Below are 18,757 nucleotides of genomic sequence, written 5' to 3'. Positions count from 1 at the left end.
TCAAAGTTTTGGAATGCCGGAAAGTCATCTTGGAAGCTGAAGTAGTTCGTCGGGCTATACGAGATAATCGTTGGTTCTCATACATAAACAGAAAGAGGTGTTTGTTTTGGTATTTGTAATCGGGACTTGTATTGCTATTTTTAACATGAAGGCCTCCGGTAAGTGGAATTTGAATGGGATCCCGCGAAAGCAGAGGAAAACGAGCGGAAACACCACGTCACGTTTCATGAAGGTGCTACCGTATTTGGCGACCCTTTGGCTATTACGTTCCCCGATCCGGATCACTCGGAACATGAGGAACGGTTTCTCACTTTCGGGAGGTCAACGTTTGGTCGGTTGTTAGTTGTCTCACATACCCACCGATTTGAGAGGACAAGAATCATACACGTGCGTATTATGTCTCGCAAAGAAAGGTATATCTATGAAGAAGGCTGATTCCGATCAGATGCGTCCGGAATACTGCCGTGAAGATCTCGGTACGGGGGTCAGGGGCAAGTACCTCGAGACCTTCAAATCAGGCACCAATTTGATCTTGCTTCAACCCGATGTCGCCAGGGTGTTTTCGACCGACGATTCCGTAAACAGGGCTCTTCGGTCGTTAATGGAGGAGTCACCGCATAGGAACAAGGGATAGGAACAAACGGCCCCTACCTCATAGCCTCGATCGAGTCGTACATCGGACGCAGCCTTTCTGCAGATATCTACTTTCTTTACCTTGTGCATTCCTTTCCATTACCAGATTTACATCCATAGAACGCTGACTATCGGTGTCGGGATGTCCTAACACCGAATGTGCGCGGGTCGCGGTTCAGGGTTGGATCACGTTGATCACAACGCTCTTCTTCGACATCGGAGAGACCATCCTGAACGCGCAAGCGCAGCAGGACGCATTGGCGGAGGTGCACCGAAAGGTGCTGGGCGACTTCGGTTTTTCGTTGACGCGGAACGAATACAGGCGGCTGGACCGGGGGAAGATCCGGTCGTTCGTCCCCAGCACGATGCACGCTGTTAAGTAACCGAAGCACATTGAGGTGCATCCCATGGCAGGTTCCATAACAGGACAGCCAGTCAAGTCAAGCTGCAGGGCTGGAATGAGATCACATTTGTTTCGATCCCTTTCCGTAACATCCGTTCCCACTGGCGCGTATCAACTATGATCCGACACGCCTTTTTAGTCGCCTGGCGACATATCGTCAAATCCCGATCTCATACGGTCATCAATGTCATCGGGTTTTCTATCGGGATGGCATGCTGCCTGGTCATCCTGCTGTATGTCCGCGACGAACTGAGCTACGACCGACACCATGCCAGGGGAGATCGAATCTACCGGATCGTGACGGACCGGGCGGCCCGGACGCCCGGCCCACTGGCCCCCCTGATCAAATCGCAGCTTCCCGGAGTAGAAGAAGTACTCCGATTGCGCGGTACAGTCGGCACGTGGCTTTTTGAAGCAGGAAACAGGCGGTACTACGAACAACAGGTGTACTGGGCGGATGGTAATCTGTTCGATGTATTCGACGTTCCCCTTGTTCGCGGAAGCCCGTCCAACGCCCTCACCGCCCCGCACTCCATGGTGATCAGCGAATCCATGGCCCGTAAGTACTTCGGAGCATCGGATCCCATGGGACAGGTGATCACCGGAGACAGCATCTTTCCTTTTACTGTTACGGGCATTATGAAAGACCCGCCCGCCTATGCGCATTATCATGCGGATTTCTATGTTTCGCTCGCGACGGTACATGTCTTCGAAGACCCTACCCAGGTACTTTCCAGCTGGTCGATCAGCCAGGTACATACCTACCTGCTGCTTCCCGAAGAGCACTCCGCAGCCGAGGTAGACAGGGCGTTACAGGACATGCTCGGGGAGCATCTGGACGCGGAAACCCGTTCGCTGGCCTTCACCCGCACCTATTCATTGCAGCCTCTCTTCGATATCCATCTCTACTCCAATCTGGAGCATGAGTTGGAGTCGAATGGTGATGTATCGTTCATATGGATGCTGATGGCCATCGCGGTACTCATCCTGCTGATCGCCTGCATGAATTTCACGAACCTGGCCGTCGTCCAGTCCCTGATACGCGCCCGGGAAATCGGCGTTCGCAAAGTAGCCGGCGCCACACGGGGGCAGATTATCGCCCACTCCCTGGGGGAGACCTTGCTGTTCTGCGGGATCGCGTTTCTCGTCGCTCTCGGCGTGTCGGCGGCGGTTTTGCCCGTCTTCAGGGCCGTTACCGGTTACGCGTTGTCCATGCCCTCCCTGGAACCATGGTCGATCATCGGAGGGATCGGTATCGTGTTCGTCGTCAGCATCGTAGCGGGCGGTTACCCCGCCTGGGTGCTTTCCCGCACCAGGCCGGTGACCGTCTTCATGGGCGGTACGCCGAAAGCCGGCGTGGCCATGCTTCGCAAGACCCTGGTTATTGCCCAATTCGACATCGCCATCATCCTCATGATCTCAACCGGCGTCGTCTATCAGCAACTCGATTACATCAGCGGCAGGCATCTCGGATTCGAAAAAGAACATGTCGTGATCTTTCCCTTTGTCGATGGCATGGACAGGGGACTCATTTATGATCAGTTTCCCAACCAGGCGGGTGTGGTAAGCGTAACCTACGCGAATTACCTGCCGGGACGCGCCGCCGGGCGGGGAATCCTGCCTTTGCTGCCCGTCAGGCGCGACGACGCGCCGGGACACCCGGAGGCCACGATGCAGGTCGTGACGAACTGGGGCAACTACGTCCCCGCCCTTGGCCTGGAACTGGTCAATGGCCGTGATCTGACGTTCGAAAGAGACAGCAAAAGGGTGCCGCGACCGGACGGAGACTCGGATTTCGTTGCAACCGGGGGCCATCTCAACGAGGAAGCGGTCCGGCGCCTGGGTTGGGCGTCCGCGGATGAAGCGTTAAACCAGTTCGTCAGGATGGGTGATCAGCAGATTCGAGTGGCCGGCGTCATCAGGGACTTTCACATGAATACGCTGCACGATAAGATCGAACCCTTACTCGTAACGCTCGGCCGGGGAGCTATCTTCGCCATAAGGGTCTTACCGGGCGATCCCGCGGCTACGCTGCGTGACCTGGAGTCGTTGTGGAGCGCGTCGACCCCGAACATACCCTTCACCTATTCGTTTCTCGAAGACGACGTAGGCCGGATGTACCGGTCCGATCGGCTCCTGGGGCAGTTAGTTACTTTCTTCGCGGCGCTGGCCGTGTTCACGGCATGCCTGGGACTGTACGGGCTGTCTGTCTATACTGCCCGTCAGCGTACGAATGAGATCGGTGTGCGGAAGGTACTGGGCGCCTCGGTGAGTCAACTCGTGATGTTGCTTACAAAAGAGTTCGCTTTTCTGGTGTTGATCGCCAATGTAATCGCATGGCCGGTTGCCTACATGGCCATGAACCGGTGGTTGCAGAATTTCGCATACCATGCGGAAGTCGGCTTTAGCATATTTCTCGTTGCGGGTCTCGCCGGTGTGTTGATTGCCTGCCTTACCGTCAGTTCACAGACCTTTCGGGCAGCAAGCATGAACCCCGTAGTATCATTGCGGCCGGGACATTGACTATCACGGTGCGGCCGGGACATTGACCGTCGAACGCATGAGACACGCCGGTGCGTTGTCGGGCGTGGGAACGCCGAAGCCTTCGTGCAGCAGAAACCTGGTGTGGAATGTCGATGCTTGGTGTTCCTCCTGAATTCTCAGTCGCCGCAGGGATCCTCGTGGAGCGCGGAAACGAGGTACTTCTGGTTGAAACGCCGCGGCGAGGATGGGAGTTTCCAGGCGGCCGGATCGAGGAGGGCGAGACCATTGTCGATGGCGTTCTACGTGAACTGAGAGAAGAAGCAAACATCGCGGCCTCGCTCGACCGGCTGGTCGGCGTGTATACCAACCTCAGCGCGGGACGTGTGATCTTCGACTTCCAGGGCACCTGGTTGTCCGGCGAAGCGCGTAAGGGTTTTGAAACGACCGACGTTGCCTGGGTTGCGAAGTCCGAAGCCATGAGGATGGTCGAGCATCCCGCTTATCACCGGAGAATGCAGCAGTTATTGGAATTCGATGGACGCGTCCTGTTTCTTTCATATACGATGCCCCCGTTCACGGTATGCCAGGAGACATACGTGTGATTTTCGTGTTCCCGCTCGAAACCTCGCTGCCGAATCTCCCGATCATAAGCTCAGAAACCACCGGCTCACTCAGCGTGCGATTCCTCTTGTCGCACTTGTCGCCCCCGAATCTCGCGACTCGGGTTCAGGATACTGAAGGAACGATAGGATAGCGGACTCTCAGGAAATGAAGATTGCGATTTTGACTGATGTTCACGGCAACCTGCCGGCGCTTCAAGCAGCCCTGCGAGCCATCAGGCGAGAGGACTGCGATGCGATTTTCCATACCGGTGATTCCATCGGAATTGGTCCGTACCCTGCGGAGTGCCTGGATTTAATTCTGAATACGCCACGCATGGTTCCCATCATGGGCAACCATGACGCCTGGTTCGCCTATGGCCTTCCCGATCCTCAACCTCCGTGGATGAGTGATGGCGAAGTGAAACATCAGCAATGGACTCACTCCTGCATCGACCCCTCGCTACGAACCGTGGTCGGAGCATGGCCCTACCTTATTCAGGACATATTCGAAGGCGTTCGCGTGTCATTCCTCCACTACGGCCTCACTGAATCCCGACGAAACTTCGTGCAAATCATCAGGGATCCTGCACCCGCCGAACTGGATGACTTGTTCGGCAATCTGGATTCAGATATCGTGTTCTATGGCCATCATCATCCAAGTTCAGACATGGTGAGTAAGGCCAGATATATAAACCCGGGATCGCTGGGTTGCCATACCAGGCCAACGGCACGATTTGCAGTTCTCGAGTGTCGAGAGAAGCGGTATAACTTGGAAGTCCGTGGCGTTTCGTATGATGACGGCATTTTGTTTAGAGAATTCGAGAAACGCAATGTTCCCGAGCGGGAATTCATCTATCGCGCCTTCTTCGGTGGCAGGAATCCGTTGGTGAATGACCAGTGACAGTCGATGATCTTCCCGATCCAATCCGTACCCGCCTGAGGGGATACCGATCCGACGGCCGTAATCTGAGGACCGAGTCCTGCTCAGACGTGTCTCTCTTCACGCACCCCCTGAAGCGTGGCCTGATCCTGAAGACGCGGGACGTCCGGTTGCGCCCGCAGGAATCGGACCTGCTTGCGGAGACCATAGCCCTGACGTGGTTGCAGGGCAAGCTCCCGGTACCCGAATACCGGTGTTTCCACGTCGAAGGCGATACGCAGTACGTGCTGATGACGCGGATGGAAGGCGTCACGGGGATTCATCCGTCGGTGACTGACGATCCAGCGAATCTCGTGCGGGAGTTTGCACGCGGGCTGCGCGAAGTTCACGCCCTGGGCACCGAATCCTGCACCCTGGACTGGCGCATGTCGCGGTTCATCCCCTGGGCGGAGGGGTTGATCGAAAGCGGCGCGTTGGACGAGGCTATCCCCGAAGGCGGGAACCGAACCTTTCTTGTTGAAAAGCTATCTGATATAAAGGAGACCGTGCCCGGGGAGGAAGATCTGGTTTTTACCCACGGCGATTACTGCCTGCCCAACGTCATGTTCAGGGAAGGCAGGCTGAGCGGTTATATCGACCTGGGCTACGCCGGGGTCGGCGACCGGTACCTGGATCTCGTGGCGGCTCGCGGAACGATCCGCCGGAACCTGGGCGACGCATGGATTGCCCCGTTTTTCAAGGCATATGGCCTCGAGGAGCCGGACCCGGAAAAACTGCAAGCGTATCAAAAAGTGCATGACCTGGGGTTCTGGTAGCCTCGGCCGATTTGCCGACAGGTTTGCCGCTGAATTAGCCAGAAGCCTGTAACCACCACGGAGCCGGTATTGAACCGTAATCTGCCATGGAGCCGGTATTGAACCGCAACACGCCCAGACCGCCGCAATATCAGGATGAATACGCCGCTCGCTTCAAGCATCGAAACCTGGCGGAATCGTATGAACTCCGGCCTCCTTATCCGGATGAGACTTTCCGGATTCTGCTGGGTTTGCCCGGAGCGTCGAGCGGCCGGGTCCTGGACGCCGGGTGCGGTACGGGGAGAATAGCAAGATCACTCGTCGATCACGTGGCCGGCGTCGACGCGGTCGACTTCTCCCGCGAGATGATCCGCGTGGGCAAATCGCTGGACAAGGGCGGCCATCCGAACCTCAACTGGATCCTGGGCCGCGTCGAAGAAGTTGAACTGAACCCGGGTTACTCGTTGGTGACCGCCGGAGCGAGCATCCATTGGATGGACTGGAGCGTGGTGTTCCCGAAGTTTCATGAGATACTGAAGCCGGACGGGAACGTCGCGATCGTTGAAGGAGACCGTCCCTTCAATGCGCCCTGGGGTGAAGCGGAGCGCGAACTCATCCGACAGTATTCCACCAATCGCCACTACAAACAGATCGACCTGATCAAAGAGCTGGTGGATCGAGACCATCTGCTCCCTGTCGGAGACATGAGAACGGCCCCGGTTAGTTTCTCCCAGACGGTGGAAGCTTACGTTGAGTCCTTTCATTCGAGGGAGAGTATGTCCAGGGAGCACATGGGTGACAGCAACGTCAGGGCCTTCGACACCGAGCTGTCCCGGCTCCTGGCGGATTTCGCGGATGACGAAGGGTCGCTTCATTTCCAGCTGCAGACGAGAGTTGTCTGGGGAAGGCCGTTGGCATAGGAAGATGAAGGGCTCTCTATGAATATCCCCCACACCCAGGTCGAGGCCCTCCTTCGCGAGGCGGCCGAACGGATCATCGTGCCACTTTGGAGGAACCTCGGACAGGATGATGTTAAAGAGAAAAGCGACGGCGACCTGGCGACAACTGCGGATACCCGGTGCGAGAGGTTTCTGGCCTCTCACCTGCCCGGGTTGATCGACGGCTCAGTGGTACTCGGAGAAGAGAGCGTCCATGATGATCCAAGACTGTTATCAACCCTGCACTCAGAGGCGCCCGTCTGGGTTATCGATCCTTTGGATGGAACCAGGCACTTCGTATCGGGCGATCGGCATTTTGCCATTATGGTTTGTCTCCTGCACTCGGGCACTACCATTGGGGCATGGATATTCAACCCTCTGGAAGGCATATTGACAAGTGCGGAAAAGGGTTGCGGGGCCTTTGAGGGAAATGAGCGTCTGGTCGTGGAATCATCCAGCCTTCCCCTGGACCGAATTCGCGGCGTAGTGAGGACGACGTACCTGCCGGATTCCCTAAGGCCCACGGCTGAAGCGGCATCCGGTGCCTTCATGTCACTTGAAAGTGCCAGATGTGCCGGCTACAACTATCCTTCCTTTGCAAAAAACGAACTACAGTTTCTGTTCTTCTACCGCACCCTGGTCTGGGATCACGCGCCGGGTATCCTGATCGTGGAAGAGGCGGGAGGCTTCGTTCGAAGGCTGGATGGGACGGGATACTCTCCGGTGGATGACCGCAAGGGACTGCTGTGTGCTACGAACGGGGAAATGTGGATGTCGATTCAGAGGACGCTAGTTCCGTCTGTTGCCGTTATGAATACCTGATCTATTCGTTGCGTGCAATACCGACAGGTTGCGGCCCGATGTATTTCGCCCTGGGCCGGATCAACTGGTCCCTTTCGTATTGCTCTATCGCGTGTCCAATCCAACCGGCCGTGCGTCCCAGCGCGAACAGGGCCATGCCGCTTCCTTCGGGCATGTTCAGCACGCGCACGAGGGCCGTCAACGCCACGTCGATATTATACCGGTCCGATATGAGCCTATGGGTCGTGTCGATGATTTCCCGCGCGAGATGCAGGTCCTTCGAGCCCGGGAACCGGTCCTCCAGCATATCCAGCAACAGTCTCGCTCTCGGGTCCACGTCCCGGTATACGGCGTGCCCGAAACCCGGAATGCCTTCACCCCGCCGCAGGCGGCCGACGACGGTCCGTTCCACGTCACCGGTGGCCTCCGCCTCTTTGAAAAGCAGCTCGACGCGCTCATTGGCCGCGCCATGTTTGTAGCCGCGCAACGCCGCCAGACCCGCGCATACCGCGCTGTAAGGCGTCGCGCCGGCCGAGGCCGCGCAACGAGCCGTGAACGTCGACACGTTCAACTCGTGATCCGCGAACAATACCAGGGTCGTATTGATCAGTTCCACGGCGCCTTCGATGTCCGCCGCCCAGGCCCTGCGTACCGCCCTGGCGATCCCGCCGACCGGATCTTCTCCCGTGACTACTCCCGTCATGAACCATAGGATCCGCATTCCTGTCGCGGCCACGGCCGCCGGCCTCAGGTCCAGCGCGGCCGGATCTTCCGCCTCCGCCAGGGGCAGCAAGGCTTGAAACCTGTCCACGGGCCTGAGTGCCTGGAAATGCGCCCGGGCTTCCGGGTGATTCTCGAACCCATTGGTGAGGATCGGGAAGGAGAACTTCGGATCTCCCGTCCAGATCAGGGCCGCGACGCGCTCGAACGATTCGGTCGTGGCCAGCACCAGCGCGTCGCGCCCCCGGTAGAAGAGCCTTTCATCGGTAATCATGGTAATGGCCGATTCCAGCACCGGATCTCCGGTTTGCAGGGCGCGCCTGGCCGCCCATCCCGGATTCCGTCGGGCCTTCTTCCTAGCCTTCAGCCGCTCTATGTCCTCGCCATGGTACATCCGCCTTCTCTTGCCCGTGCCACTGGCCTCGGACCGGATCAGACCACGGCTTACGTAGGAATAGAGCGTGGACGGACTGACATTCAAGGCTCCGGCCGCCTCGCTGGATGTCATGTAGCGCCTGTAGTGCATATGCGTTTCTCCTCGGTTTGAATCCCGGTCACGACCACGATACGATCAGATCATCTGGTTGCGCGGTCTTAAGCGCCGCCGGTCCGCCTCGATCTGCGCAGACCCGTGTTGTGTCAATCCACGCCGATCCGTGTTGTATACACGCAAATATATTGATTTATTAATCAATATTGACGATATGTCAACCCTGTTTTTGATTTACATGTATAGATTTGGATTCTGCCGATGGAAAGTTCAAGCGGAACAGTGTGATGACGTCGTGGTCACGACGAGCGATCGCGACAGAAACGACGAACGACCTCGTCAGAAACGTCAGAAATGAGAAACGACCGCGACAGAAGCGACAAACGAACTGGACTGAAGGAGGAGACGCACCATGTATCACATCGCCGTACTGCCCGGAGACGGGATCGGACCCGAAATCACCCGTGAAGCCGTTAAGGTACTGGAGGCCGAGGGGGCGAAGCATCGACTGGATCTGGCCTTCTCTCACCATCTGGTCGGCGGAGCGCTGCTCGATGCGCAGGGCGTAGCGTTGTCCGATGAGGTCGTCGAAAACTGCAGGCGCAGCGACGCGGTCCTGTTCGGCGCGGTGGGTGGTCCGAAATGGGATCGCCTGGACATGCAAGACCGGGCGGACCATGCCCTGATTCGATTGCGGCAGGCACTGTCCGTATATGCGAATCTGCGGCAATTCAGGTTGTACGCTGGGCTGGAAGACGCGTCCGCCGTTAAAGCCGATCTCATAGCCGGGGGCGTTGATTTCATCATACTGCGCGAGCTCTCGAGCGGCGCGTATTATGGGCAGCCGAAATTCAGCGAAGACACGCCCCGGGGAAGAAGAGCCGTCGACACCATCGAGTACTATGACTTCCAGGTCGAACGGCTGGCGCGCTACGGATTCGAACTGGCGCGACAGAGGCGTGGCAAACTGACCTCGATGTCGAAGTGGAACGCCCTGGAATCCTCCAGGCTCTGGCGCGATGTCGTCGAGGAAGTAGCCCGGGATTACCCGGATGTCGAGACGCGGCATGAAATCGTCGACGCGGGCGCCATGAATCTGATCCAGCGGCCCGCTGAATACGACGTTATCGTCATGCCCAACATGTTCGGCGATATACTGGGTGATGAAGCGGCGGTCCTGGCCGGTTCTATCGGAATGATCCCCTCCGCGGAGATGTCCCTGGACAGCACGTCGCTGTACGAGCCCATCCACGGAAGCGCCAATGATATTGAAGGCAAAAACGTGGCCAATCCGTTGGCTATGATCCTGAGCGCCGCACTGCTTCTCAGGTACAGCCTGAACTGTCCGGCCGGCGCTGACGAAATCGACCGCGCTGTCGGCAAAGTCATCGAAGGCGGATACAGGACGGCGGACATCTGGACGTCCGAAGACAAACAGCGGGTTTCCACCACGGAAATGGGCGATCTGGTGGTTGAAATGTTGAGCCAATGATCACTACAATGATCCCTACCGGGATTACGCATATTTCCAAAGGGAGCACATCATGTCATACTCACCCGGACTCAAGGATGTCGTAGCGGCGGAAACCCGGCTGAGCCATGTAGACGGAGAGGCCGGCGAACTGGTCATCGGGGGATATCCCCTCGAAGAGATCGCGGAAAGAGCGACCTACGAAGAGATGGTACACCTCCTGTGGCACGGGAGGCTGCCCACGGCGGCTGCACTGGATCGATTCGCTGGTGAGCTGGGCGCGTGCCGCCCGCTATCCGGTGCCATAATCGATTCGCTTGGATCCGCCGCTGCGGAACGCCGTCCCGTCATTGACGCGGTTCGCATGGCAACTGCCTCCCTTCCCTCCAGGGACGACGCCTCGGTCGCCCGGTCCCTGGTGGCCGGCCTGCCGACCGTCGTGGCGGCCTACTGGCGTCTTCTTCACGGGGAAGAACCGGTAGAACCGGACCCCGGCCTCGGCCATGTGGCCAATCTGCTGTACATGCTGACCGGTGAAAGCCCCGAAGACGACCGTGTACGGGCACTTACGACCTATCTCAACACGGTAGTCGACCACGGCATGAACGCCTCCACGTTCACGGCGCGGGTCATCGTTTCCACGCGCTCCGACTTCGTTTCCGCCGTTACGGGAGCGATCGGCGCGCTCAAAGGCCCGTTGCACGGCGGGGCGCCGGGACCGGTTATTTCCATGCTCGAAGCGATCGGCGCCGCCGATAGCGCCGAATCCTACCTTCGCGAAAAACTCGGATCGGGGGAACGGCTCATGGGTTTCGGACACGCCGTATATCGCGTTCGCGACCCCAGAGCCGACGTTCTTGCACGCGCCGCACGTTCCTTCTTCGACCATGATCACGACCTGTACGCCCTGGCCCTGCATGTCGAGAAAGTTGCCCTCGAGCTCCTCGAAGAGTACAAGCCCGGCCGGCGCCTGCAGACCAACGTCGAATTCTACACCGCCCTGCTCCTCAAGGGGCTGGGCCTCCACCCGGACCTCTTCACCCCCATGTTCGCGGTGGGACGCGTCGCCGGCTGGACCGCCCATTGCATCGAGCAGCGGGCCGTAGACCGCATCTTCCGTCCCGAGTCCCTTTATTCGGGCGACAAGACCAGGCGGTGGACGCCCCGAGACGAACGGTAGCGCATGGGCACGGGTGGCGTATTACCGCGAGTAGCGCATTGCCACAGGTGTCGCATGGGCACAGGTAGCGCGTTTCCACAGGTCGCGCATTGTCGCGATTAGCTTTGTTACAGGTAACAATTGCCACGGGTACTCATCGACTTAACGCTGGCGTAACACGTCCGAATCCCGCATAATACCACCTTGAGACATCGATGCGATTATCGACATTATTTCGAAATGATCACCCGGGTCATACTGAGAAAGGAACAGTCTATGGCGATGGTCGACATGAAGCGGATCCACGCCCTGGAAGACGCGACGGAACTGCTGGCGCGTCCCCGCGAACTGCGGCAACGTGCCGCGGAGCACGGCTGCCTGTTCTTTCGGCGTCTGCTTGATCCGGCGCGCGTGGTGGAGGTCCGGCGCCAGGTACTCGGTGTGTGCCGGGAACATGGCTGGCTTGCCCCCGGCTCGAACCTTATCGACGGTTTCGCGAATTCCGGTACAAGCGTGTTCGAAGGCGACGATCCGCGCTGGCAGGCTTTCTACAACGATGTCCAGCGAATCCGCGACTTCCACGCATTGGCCCTCGACCCCGCAATAACCCACATGCTCGAAGTGCTGTTCGGAGAACCCGCCCTGGCCCACAGCCGGAACATCTGCCGGCTCGTATTCCCGGACACGAACACCCACTCGACCCCGCCTCACCAGGACAACTACTTCATCGGCGGTTCGGACGAGACGTGGACGGCCTGGATCCCGCTGGGCGACTGCCCTGAGGAACTCGGCGGACTCGCCGTCAACCGGGGATCCCACCGCAGCGGCATGCTGGAGACGACCGAAGGCGTGGGGCCGGGCGGACGACAGGTTCCCGTAGAGGACGATTCCGCCTGGGTCGGCGGCGACTATACCTGCGGGGACGTCATCATCCTCCACAGCCTGACGATTCACCAGGGCCGGGATAACCTGACGGCGGACCGTCTACGGCTGTCGTCCGACTACCGCTATCAGCCGAGAAGCCACCCGGTTCGCGAGGATTCCCTTCAGCCCCACATGAACTGGCTGACGTGGGACCAGATATACGAACATTGGGATGAGGACGATCCGGTGAAGTTCTACTGGAGGGATTGGGACCTGGACGTGGTCAAGCGGGAGCCGCGTTAGACGGCGCCTGAGCCTTTGTAGGCGAGGCCGAAACCGCGGTAGCGCCGCTCGCAGTGGGCATCGGCATCTTGGAAGCATCGCAGTAATCAAGCGGTAGCCGCACTTACCTACAAAGTAAACATGCCCAATTCCCTTTCTAAAACCGCCAGGCATCTGGTGCGATTGTTCCTCCCCAAGCCGAAGGCGGCCCCGGTTGATATGTCGGGGCGTCACGTGATTGTGACCGGGGCATCACCCGGTTCGCTCGGGTACGAAACCGCCAGGATCCTCGCCAGCTGGGGCGCGAGGGTCGTGGCGACCTGCGTGCGCAATGTGCCCCTGATGGAGTCGTCGCTGAAAGACGACCTGCGCAGGTGCGGCGTCGACGCGGACAACATCACGGCGCACAGACTGGATCTCAGCGAACCTGACAGCGTCAACGGCTTCGCCACGTGGTATCGTGACAGACACCAGGGACAACTCCATGTACTGGTCAACAACGCGGGCATACACACGAAGACCCTCGCTCCACGAGAGAAAGCGCCTCTGACCGAAGATGGCTTCGAGGTACACTGGCGGACCAACTACCTTGGTGCCTATCACCTGACCTGGGCGCTACTTCCCCTCCTGCAACGGACCGGGATCGAAAGCGGCGACGCGCGGGTCGTCAACGTGTCCTCCGGTCTGCATGAGCGGGTCGGGAACGAGGAGCTTTTTGATGAGGCGCCGCACCGCGATACGCCGCGCTACCACTCATGGGACGCATACGGAAAATCGAAGTTGGCGATGATTCACATGGCATTTGAAATCGAAAGACGATTCGCCGAATCACACAACCTGCACGCGGTGGCCGTACATCCGGGCGTCGTAATGACCAACCTGACCCTGCCGCAGGCATTTCGAGGCAGGATCGGCAGGATGGCGCATCGAATCAGCTCCGCGCTGACCTCGCTGGTCCTGCTGTCCCCGAATGCCGGGGCGCAGACCATCGTGATGTGCGCGAGCCAACGGCCGCTGCAAGGTGGGGAATACTACGAGCGTTGCGCCATCGCCGAACCGAGCGCGGACAGCCAGGACGACCACGCGGCAAAACGCCTGTGGGACCTGTCTGTACAGTGGGTCGGGACGCTCGCGAAACCGGGTGCACGCCCGGGACCTGCATAATACGACACGCCGCGCGCGCAGCACACCTCGCGGCATCCACCATAAACCGGCATCAATCTACAGGAAAACCAATTTGGACCACGAATTGCTTGACCGGGGATTCGAACCCCGGCCGCTGACGGACGCCCAACGCGGCGCGCTGGACACCGATGGTTTCATCGTGTTGGAGGAGATCATCCCGCCGGACTGGCTCGCCGAGTTGCGCCATGCATTTGATACGACATATGATCGCGAGGGTGAAAAAGCTGGCGTGGAAGTCGCTCAGATGGAAGGCGTGCGCCGGCTTGCCGACCTGGTCAACAAGGGATCGGCATTCGATGCGGTCTACCTGCAGCCCGAGCTCTTGACGGCAGTCTTCCATATCCTGCAGCGGCCGTTCAAGCTACACTCGCTCAACGGACACGACCCCCTGCCCGGAAGCGGGTTACAGATACTGCACGCCGATTGGGGCCAACCTGCCGAGCCCGGCGGGCCGTACCACGTCGTCAATTCCTTGTGGATGCTCGACGACTTCACCGAGGTGAACGGCGCGACGCGCTGCGTGCCCGGCAGCCACCTGATACCCGGCAGGATTACCGACCACGTGGCGGATCGCCTGGCGGACCACCCCGACCAGGCGCATCTGACGGGCCGCGCGGGTTCGGTGGCCGTATTCAACGGCAGCCTCTGGCACAGCTCGTACGTGAACCGCAGCGATGCCCCCCGGCGAGCCCTGCACTGTGCCTTTATAGCCCGTGAACACCCGCAACAGACCAATCAGCGGGAATGCCTGCAGTCCGCGACTGCCCAACGCCTGTCCCAGCTGGCGCGCTACATCCTGGACGTCGAGGACGTCCCACGGTAACTCATAGCGATCCAAACAGCGCCTGTTATCCAAACAGCTCCTGCACCAGTTCCCGCGCCCGCTCGATCACGGTTTCCATGCAGCCGGGGGCCAGCTTGGCCCAGTAGGTAACGTCTTCGTTGGCTTCGTGTCCACCACGGGGATAAGCCCCCCGCGTCGGCAGGTAACCGACATAGTGCGTCGTGAGGTGTGCCGGACATAGATAGGAGGCCGGCGAGTTTAGTTTGAGCGCCAGTTGCCCTTCCACGAAAGGTTCCCCGGGAAGGCCGACGATACAAAGATCGCCGATGCGAAAGGCCTGGATCTCATAGCTGAACTCGCCGTCCCGCTGCCTGCACAGTTCGACGCTGCGGGTCGACGCCGCCCGGAACCAGCGCGGGTCCACCTGGCCGGCCGCTTCGCGCGGCGGTTCTGGATGCTCGGCGAGAATCGCATCGACTTCGCGCAGGCGTGCTTCAGGTATCTCGCGAAAGGGCAGGCCGATCTTTATGATCCTGGTATCCAGCGTGGCTTCGTCTTCGAACGTCATGGCATGCACGATACGTTCGCTCAGGCTGGACAATCCGCGGCCCATCCGCTGGTGGTCCGGCCGGAAATCCGGGTCGTAGGGGTGCCAGGGGTTGATGTTGCCGCAACATCCGTTGACGACCAGCGGCACGGTATCGGGACCGAACTCCCGCTGCATCTCCCAGGCCCAGGCACCGGGCCAATCCGCCGACGCGGCCAGGAAGGTCTCGCTGTTTCCGTAAGCATTGACCGGATGGCAGGTGTAGTGCAGGAGAAAGGCCAGCGGTTTCCCATCCATATCCTGGACGCAGCACACGCCTACCTCCGGATCGATAGGACCTTCCAGGTAGCATACATCCGAGATCCCGAAGGGCTGCCGCTCCCGGCCCAGCGGCCTGGGCATGAATATGGTGCCGTCCCTGCGAATGCCGCGCCTGTTGAAAGCCAGGTCGCCCAGCACACCGCGGCCCAGGCCGACGCGCACGGGTTGCAGCCGACCCGCCGCTTCGACCGCCGCCTCTACCGCAGCGGCTGCGGCCCGGTCGCCATAGGCCCGCTCGGCCCCGCGCAGATACTCCGTTTCCTCGTTGGTCTCCAATGGAAAATCCGGATCCAGCATAAAGTAACCGAGGCTCGGAGCGGAATGCGTCTGAGTCGCCTGGACCATGATCGCGTCCCGTTCAATACCCGTTTGCTCGCTGATGGCTGCACGGATCCTGTCCGTGTATTCGCCGGTGACAATGGTGAGATCCAGGATCACCAGGCAGACGCGCCGCCCGCCTGCCTCGAAGACGATGGACTTGGCATAGAGCGGATCCAATACGGCCCGGGTCGGACGATGGTCACCTGCTCCGCTGCCCGCCAGGTGCGTCCCGAGCGGCGGGGATATGTCGATCGTCGCCGCACCGGCGCTTAGCTGGTTAGACGTGTTCATGGTTTGCCTTTCACTGTTTCCTTACGTCGTTTTCCTTTCGCAGCCGGATGATACAGACTAACATAAAGCATCCACACACCATTTGAGAAAGGGGAATTCGATCATGATAGAATGGCTGGGCATCGAACACCTTTTCGAACTGTCCCGGACGGAAGCGATATTGGGGTTCTTCACCCCGCTGGTGATCTACGCCGTGTTCTTCCTGGTCCAGCTATTGCTGCCCGGCAGGTGGGTCCCCGGCTACGTCGTCAACCTGGAGACCGGTGAGCATCGCAATTACCGGCTCAACGGCCTGCTCGTGTTCTTGATCGCGATCGTCGTGTGGGCGCTCGAACTCACCGGGCTTCCCCACGACTGGTTCTACCGGTCCTCGATCTATGCCGTGGCCGGCGGAACGGTCTTCAGCATAATCTTCACCCTGATTGCCGTGTTCAGCCAGCCGCAGGGCAAGGTGAAGAACCGTTTCCTGGCATGGTGGTTCGGCCGGGCGCAGGAGATTTCGTTCTTCAAGGAACGTATCGACGTGAAGATGTACATGTACGTCGTAGGCGGAACGATGCTGTCGCTCAACGCCCTGTCCGGGGCCGTGTACCATTACGAGCTTTTCGGCGAGAATACCAATCCGGGTGTTATCCTGTATGCGGCGTTCTTCACCTTCTACATCATGGACTACATGGTCTTCGAGCGCGTACAGCTCTATACCTACGACCTGATCCACGAGAATGTGGGCTTCAAGCTGATCTGGGGCTGTCTCGTGGTCTACGGATGGCTGTTCATCCTCCCACTGTGGGGTTTGGCCGCGTACCCGAACCCCGGATTCTCGCCGGTCTGGACGAATGTCTGGCTCATCGGCACGTCCGCGCTGTTCCTGTTCGGCTGGGGCATCTCCCGCGGCGCCAACCTGCAGAAGTACACGTTCAAGCGATGGCCCGAACGCAAGTTCCTCGGCCTCATCGAGCCGAAATACATTCAGGCCGGCGACCGCAGGATCCTGTGCAGCGGCCTCTGGGGCGTCGCCCGACACTTAAACTACATGGGCGAAGGGTTTCTTGCCCTGTCCATCGCCCTGGTATTCGGCTACTTCACGAATTTCTGGGCCTGGACCTATTTTCTCTTCATCGTCTCGCTGTTCACCTACCGTCAACGGGATGACGAAAGGCACTGCGCCGGGAAATACGGCGCCGAAAAATGGGCGGAGTACCAGGCACAGGTGAAGTACCGGATCGTCCCGTGGATTTACTAAAAGTTGGTCGCGGTCAACGATCCAGGTAGCTGATTCGACGAATCAGGTATGTTGGTCGTTTGAAATGCCGGACGGTTGAGATTGCGGACGGTCGAGATTGCGGACGGTTGAAATGTCAGAGCCCGAGATCTATCGCCTGCTCGTGTGGACCATATTCGGCCCTGAACATGGCCCCGCTGGTGTTCCTGGCGATGTGGCAGATACACTACGTCAACCGGACGCTCATCTACCCGTTTCGGATCCGCACCGGGCGAAGCATGCCGCTGATTGCCGCTGGAGCGGGGTTCTTCTTCAATGTGCTGAACGCTTACGTAAACGCTCGGTTCGTCTCGCACTTCGGGGAGTACGGCGTTTCATGGTTGACCGAACCGTGTTTCCTGATCGGACTGGCGGTTTTCGCCGCCGGCATGTTTCTGAACGTGCACAGCGACAACATTCTGCTGAGCCTGCGGAAACAGGGAAGGACGGGATACGCCATCCCCGGCCGCGGCGCCTTCCGGTACGTCTCCTGCCCGAACTACCTGGGCGAAATCATGGAATGGACGGGTTGGGCGATCGCGACCTGGTCGCTCGGCGGACTGGCGTTCTGTGCCTTTACGATCGCCAATCTGGTCCCCAGGGCCCGCAGCAACCACCAATGGTACCGAAAAGAGTTCCCGGACTACCCACCGAACCGCCGCGCCCTCATCCCGGGCGTGTTCTGATCGGGTAGGGGCTCAGATCCCTGGATGGCATACCGGCGCGCGGGGCGGGGCATTTGTATCCAGGCACTGCTCGTTACATCAAAAATCAAGGCGACACGACCAATGGCTGCCAATAGCGCACAGGAATCCCGGAGATTGCTGCACTCCGTAAAGGACAAGTACAATGGCCCTGAAGAACTCGATATCCGAAAAGAAGAGCTGAAAGACGGTATCCGGGAGGCGGAACAGGCGTTTGTAGGAAAGTACCCGCTAGACAGTCGCCTCTTAGACATTGGATGCGCGACAGGACGATTATGCTTCGCACTTGCACGGCAGGGATACGACGTCACCGGTATCGATGTTGCCAAAAAACAGATTGAGCAGGCAAAGCAAACCGCAGAAGCGGAACGCGTCAATGTGACGTTTCTACAGTACGAAATGCCGACTCTGCCTTTTCCCGACGCCTCATTTGCCGCTGCGTTTATGGGAAACGTCTATTGCTACGTCCCGCACCGCGCGTCCCGTATCGCTTTTCTGGAAGAGGTCGCGCGTGTGCTTGATCCCAATGGCGAGGTTTTTCTTTCGCAGACTGTCCTGGATTCCGTACTGGAAGGTTACGAAGACATCTACGATGCCAACCATCGTAAATTCGCTCCCGACTACGAGACCCTGGAAGAAGGAGACGGATTCGTCCTGGGAGCGCCACACTATTTGCACTTTTTCTTCGGTGAAGACCTCAAGGCGGAACTGGAGGCTTCTCCGTTTCAGATGGTCAGTTCAGTTTTGAAGAAGGGTGATTTTAAATGTGTTTTACGGAAGCAAAATACATAAGTTGTTGGCGGTTATACGCATCAGCGTGCT

General features: G+C 58.9%; 19 protein-coding genes. 17 read left to right on the top strand and 2 right to left on the bottom strand.

From position 1 onward, the window contains the following. Positions 1-162 precede the first annotated feature (162 nt). The 9 genes from OXG98_14745 to OXG98_14705 all read left to right on the top strand — a co-directional run bounded on the left by OXG98_14745 (position 163) and on the right by OXG98_14705 (position 7,556). Positions 163-435, top strand: coding sequence for a BrnT family toxin (locus OXG98_14745; protein MCY3773261.1), 273 nt, complete (start codon positions 163-165; stop codon positions 433-435). Beyond that, on the top strand, positions 422-634 hold the full coding sequence (locus tag OXG98_14740; GenBank protein ID MCY3773260.1) for a hypothetical protein: 213 nt from the start codon (positions 422-424) through the stop codon (positions 632-634). Before OXG98_14745 ends, OXG98_14740 begins: the two co-directional genes overlap by 14 nt. Positions 635-824: 190 nt before the next feature. Next, positions 825-1,016, top strand: coding sequence for a hypothetical protein (locus OXG98_14735; protein MCY3773259.1), 192 nt, complete (start codon positions 825-827; stop codon positions 1,014-1,016). Positions 1,017-1,153: 137 nt separating this feature from the next. Next, positions 1,154-3,559: an ABC transporter permease gene (locus OXG98_14730; GenBank protein MCY3773258.1), complete on the top strand. Its 2,406-nt coding sequence runs from the start codon at positions 1,154-1,156 to the stop codon at positions 3,557-3,559. Positions 3,560-3,672: 113 nt separating this feature from the next. After that, positions 3,673-4,122, top strand: coding sequence for an NUDIX domain-containing protein (locus tag OXG98_14725; protein MCY3773257.1), 450 nt, complete (start codon positions 3,673-3,675; stop codon positions 4,120-4,122). 166 nt (positions 4,123-4,288) lie between these two features. Continuing rightward, a complete protein-coding gene (locus OXG98_14720; GenBank protein ID MCY3773256.1) occupies positions 4,289-5,023 on the top strand; it encodes a metallophosphoesterase family protein in 735 nt (244 codons plus the stop codon). Between the two features lie 89 nt (positions 5,024-5,112). Next, the gene (locus tag OXG98_14715) at positions 5,113-5,817 is read left to right on the top strand and encodes an aminoglycoside 3'-phosphotransferase (protein ID MCY3773255.1); all 705 of its coding nucleotides are present in this window, start codon (positions 5,113-5,115) and stop codon (positions 5,815-5,817) included. A 98-nt stretch (positions 5,818-5,915) separates the two neighbouring features. Next, positions 5,916-6,716 (top strand): class I SAM-dependent methyltransferase, encoded by an 801-nt coding sequence (locus OXG98_14710; protein MCY3773254.1) that lies wholly within the window; start codon positions 5,916-5,918, stop codon positions 6,714-6,716. 18 nt (positions 6,717-6,734) lie between these two features. After that, a complete protein-coding gene (locus OXG98_14705) occupies positions 6,735-7,556 on the top strand; it encodes an inositol monophosphatase (GenBank protein ID MCY3773253.1) in 822 nt (273 codons plus the stop codon). Between the two features lies 1 nt (position 7,557). On the opposite strand, the gene OXG98_14700 is transcribed toward OXG98_14705, so the two are convergent. Next, on the bottom strand, positions 7,558-8,781 hold the full coding sequence (locus OXG98_14700; GenBank protein MCY3773252.1) for a MerR family transcriptional regulator: 1,224 nt from the start codon (positions 8,779-8,781) through the stop codon (positions 7,558-7,560). A gap of 376 nt (positions 8,782-9,157) precedes the next feature. Here OXG98_14700 and leuB point away from each other — a divergent pair, with 376 nt between their 5' ends. The 5 genes from leuB to OXG98_14675 all read left to right on the top strand — a co-directional run bounded on the left by leuB (position 9,158) and on the right by OXG98_14675 (position 14,529). Further along, complete coding sequence (gene leuB, locus OXG98_14695) at positions 9,158-10,237, top strand: 3-isopropylmalate dehydrogenase (protein ID MCY3773251.1); 1,080 nt, start codon at positions 9,158-9,160, stop codon at positions 10,235-10,237. 52 nt (positions 10,238-10,289) lie between these two features. Then, positions 10,290-11,396 carry a citrate synthase/methylcitrate synthase gene (locus tag OXG98_14690; GenBank protein ID MCY3773250.1) on the top strand — a complete coding sequence of 369 codons (1,107 nt, stop codon included), beginning with the start codon at positions 10,290-10,292 and terminating at the stop codon, positions 11,394-11,396. Between the two features lie 255 nt (positions 11,397-11,651). Next, positions 11,652-12,542, top strand: coding sequence for a phytanoyl-CoA dioxygenase family protein (locus OXG98_14685; GenBank protein ID MCY3773249.1), 891 nt, complete (start codon positions 11,652-11,654; stop codon positions 12,540-12,542). Between the two features lie 198 nt (positions 12,543-12,740). Beyond that, the gene (locus tag OXG98_14680; protein ID MCY3773248.1) at positions 12,741-13,685 is read left to right on the top strand and encodes an SDR family NAD(P)-dependent oxidoreductase; all 945 of its coding nucleotides are present in this window, start codon (positions 12,741-12,743) and stop codon (positions 13,683-13,685) included. Between the two features lie 73 nt (positions 13,686-13,758). Beyond that, positions 13,759-14,529, top strand: coding sequence for a phytanoyl-CoA dioxygenase family protein (locus tag OXG98_14675; protein ID MCY3773247.1), 771 nt, complete (start codon positions 13,759-13,761; stop codon positions 14,527-14,529). A gap of 25 nt (positions 14,530-14,554) precedes the next feature. Here the strand turns inward: OXG98_14675 and OXG98_14670 are convergent, their stop codons facing one another. Further along, positions 14,555-15,970, bottom strand: coding sequence for a hypothetical protein (locus OXG98_14670; protein ID MCY3773246.1), 1,416 nt, complete (start codon positions 15,968-15,970; stop codon positions 14,555-14,557). A gap of 103 nt (positions 15,971-16,073) precedes the next feature. Here OXG98_14670 and OXG98_14665 point away from each other — a divergent pair, with 103 nt between their 5' ends. The 3 genes from OXG98_14665 (at position 16,074) to OXG98_14655 (ending at position 18,727) form a co-directional block, all read left to right on the top strand. Further along, positions 16,074-17,213 carry a DUF1295 domain-containing protein gene (locus OXG98_14665; protein MCY3773245.1) on the top strand — a complete coding sequence of 380 codons (1,140 nt, stop codon included), beginning with the start codon at positions 16,074-16,076 and terminating at the stop codon, positions 17,211-17,213. A gap of 167 nt (positions 17,214-17,380) precedes the next feature. Then, on the top strand, positions 17,381-17,917 hold the full coding sequence (locus OXG98_14660; GenBank protein ID MCY3773244.1) for a 3-oxo-5-alpha-steroid 4-dehydrogenase: 537 nt from the start codon (positions 17,381-17,383) through the stop codon (positions 17,915-17,917). Between the two features lie 102 nt (positions 17,918-18,019). Continuing rightward, positions 18,020-18,727 (top strand): class I SAM-dependent methyltransferase, encoded by a 708-nt coding sequence (locus OXG98_14655; protein ID MCY3773243.1) that lies wholly within the window; start codon positions 18,020-18,022, stop codon positions 18,725-18,727. Positions 18,728-18,757 lie beyond the last annotated feature (30 nt).

It is taken from the genome of Gemmatimonadota bacterium (assembly GCA_026706345.1).
Taxonomy (GTDB): Bacteria; JAAXHH01; JAAXHH01; order JAAXHH01; family JAAXHH01; genus JAAXHH01.
This window is presented reverse-complemented; position numbering and strand designations above follow the sequence as displayed.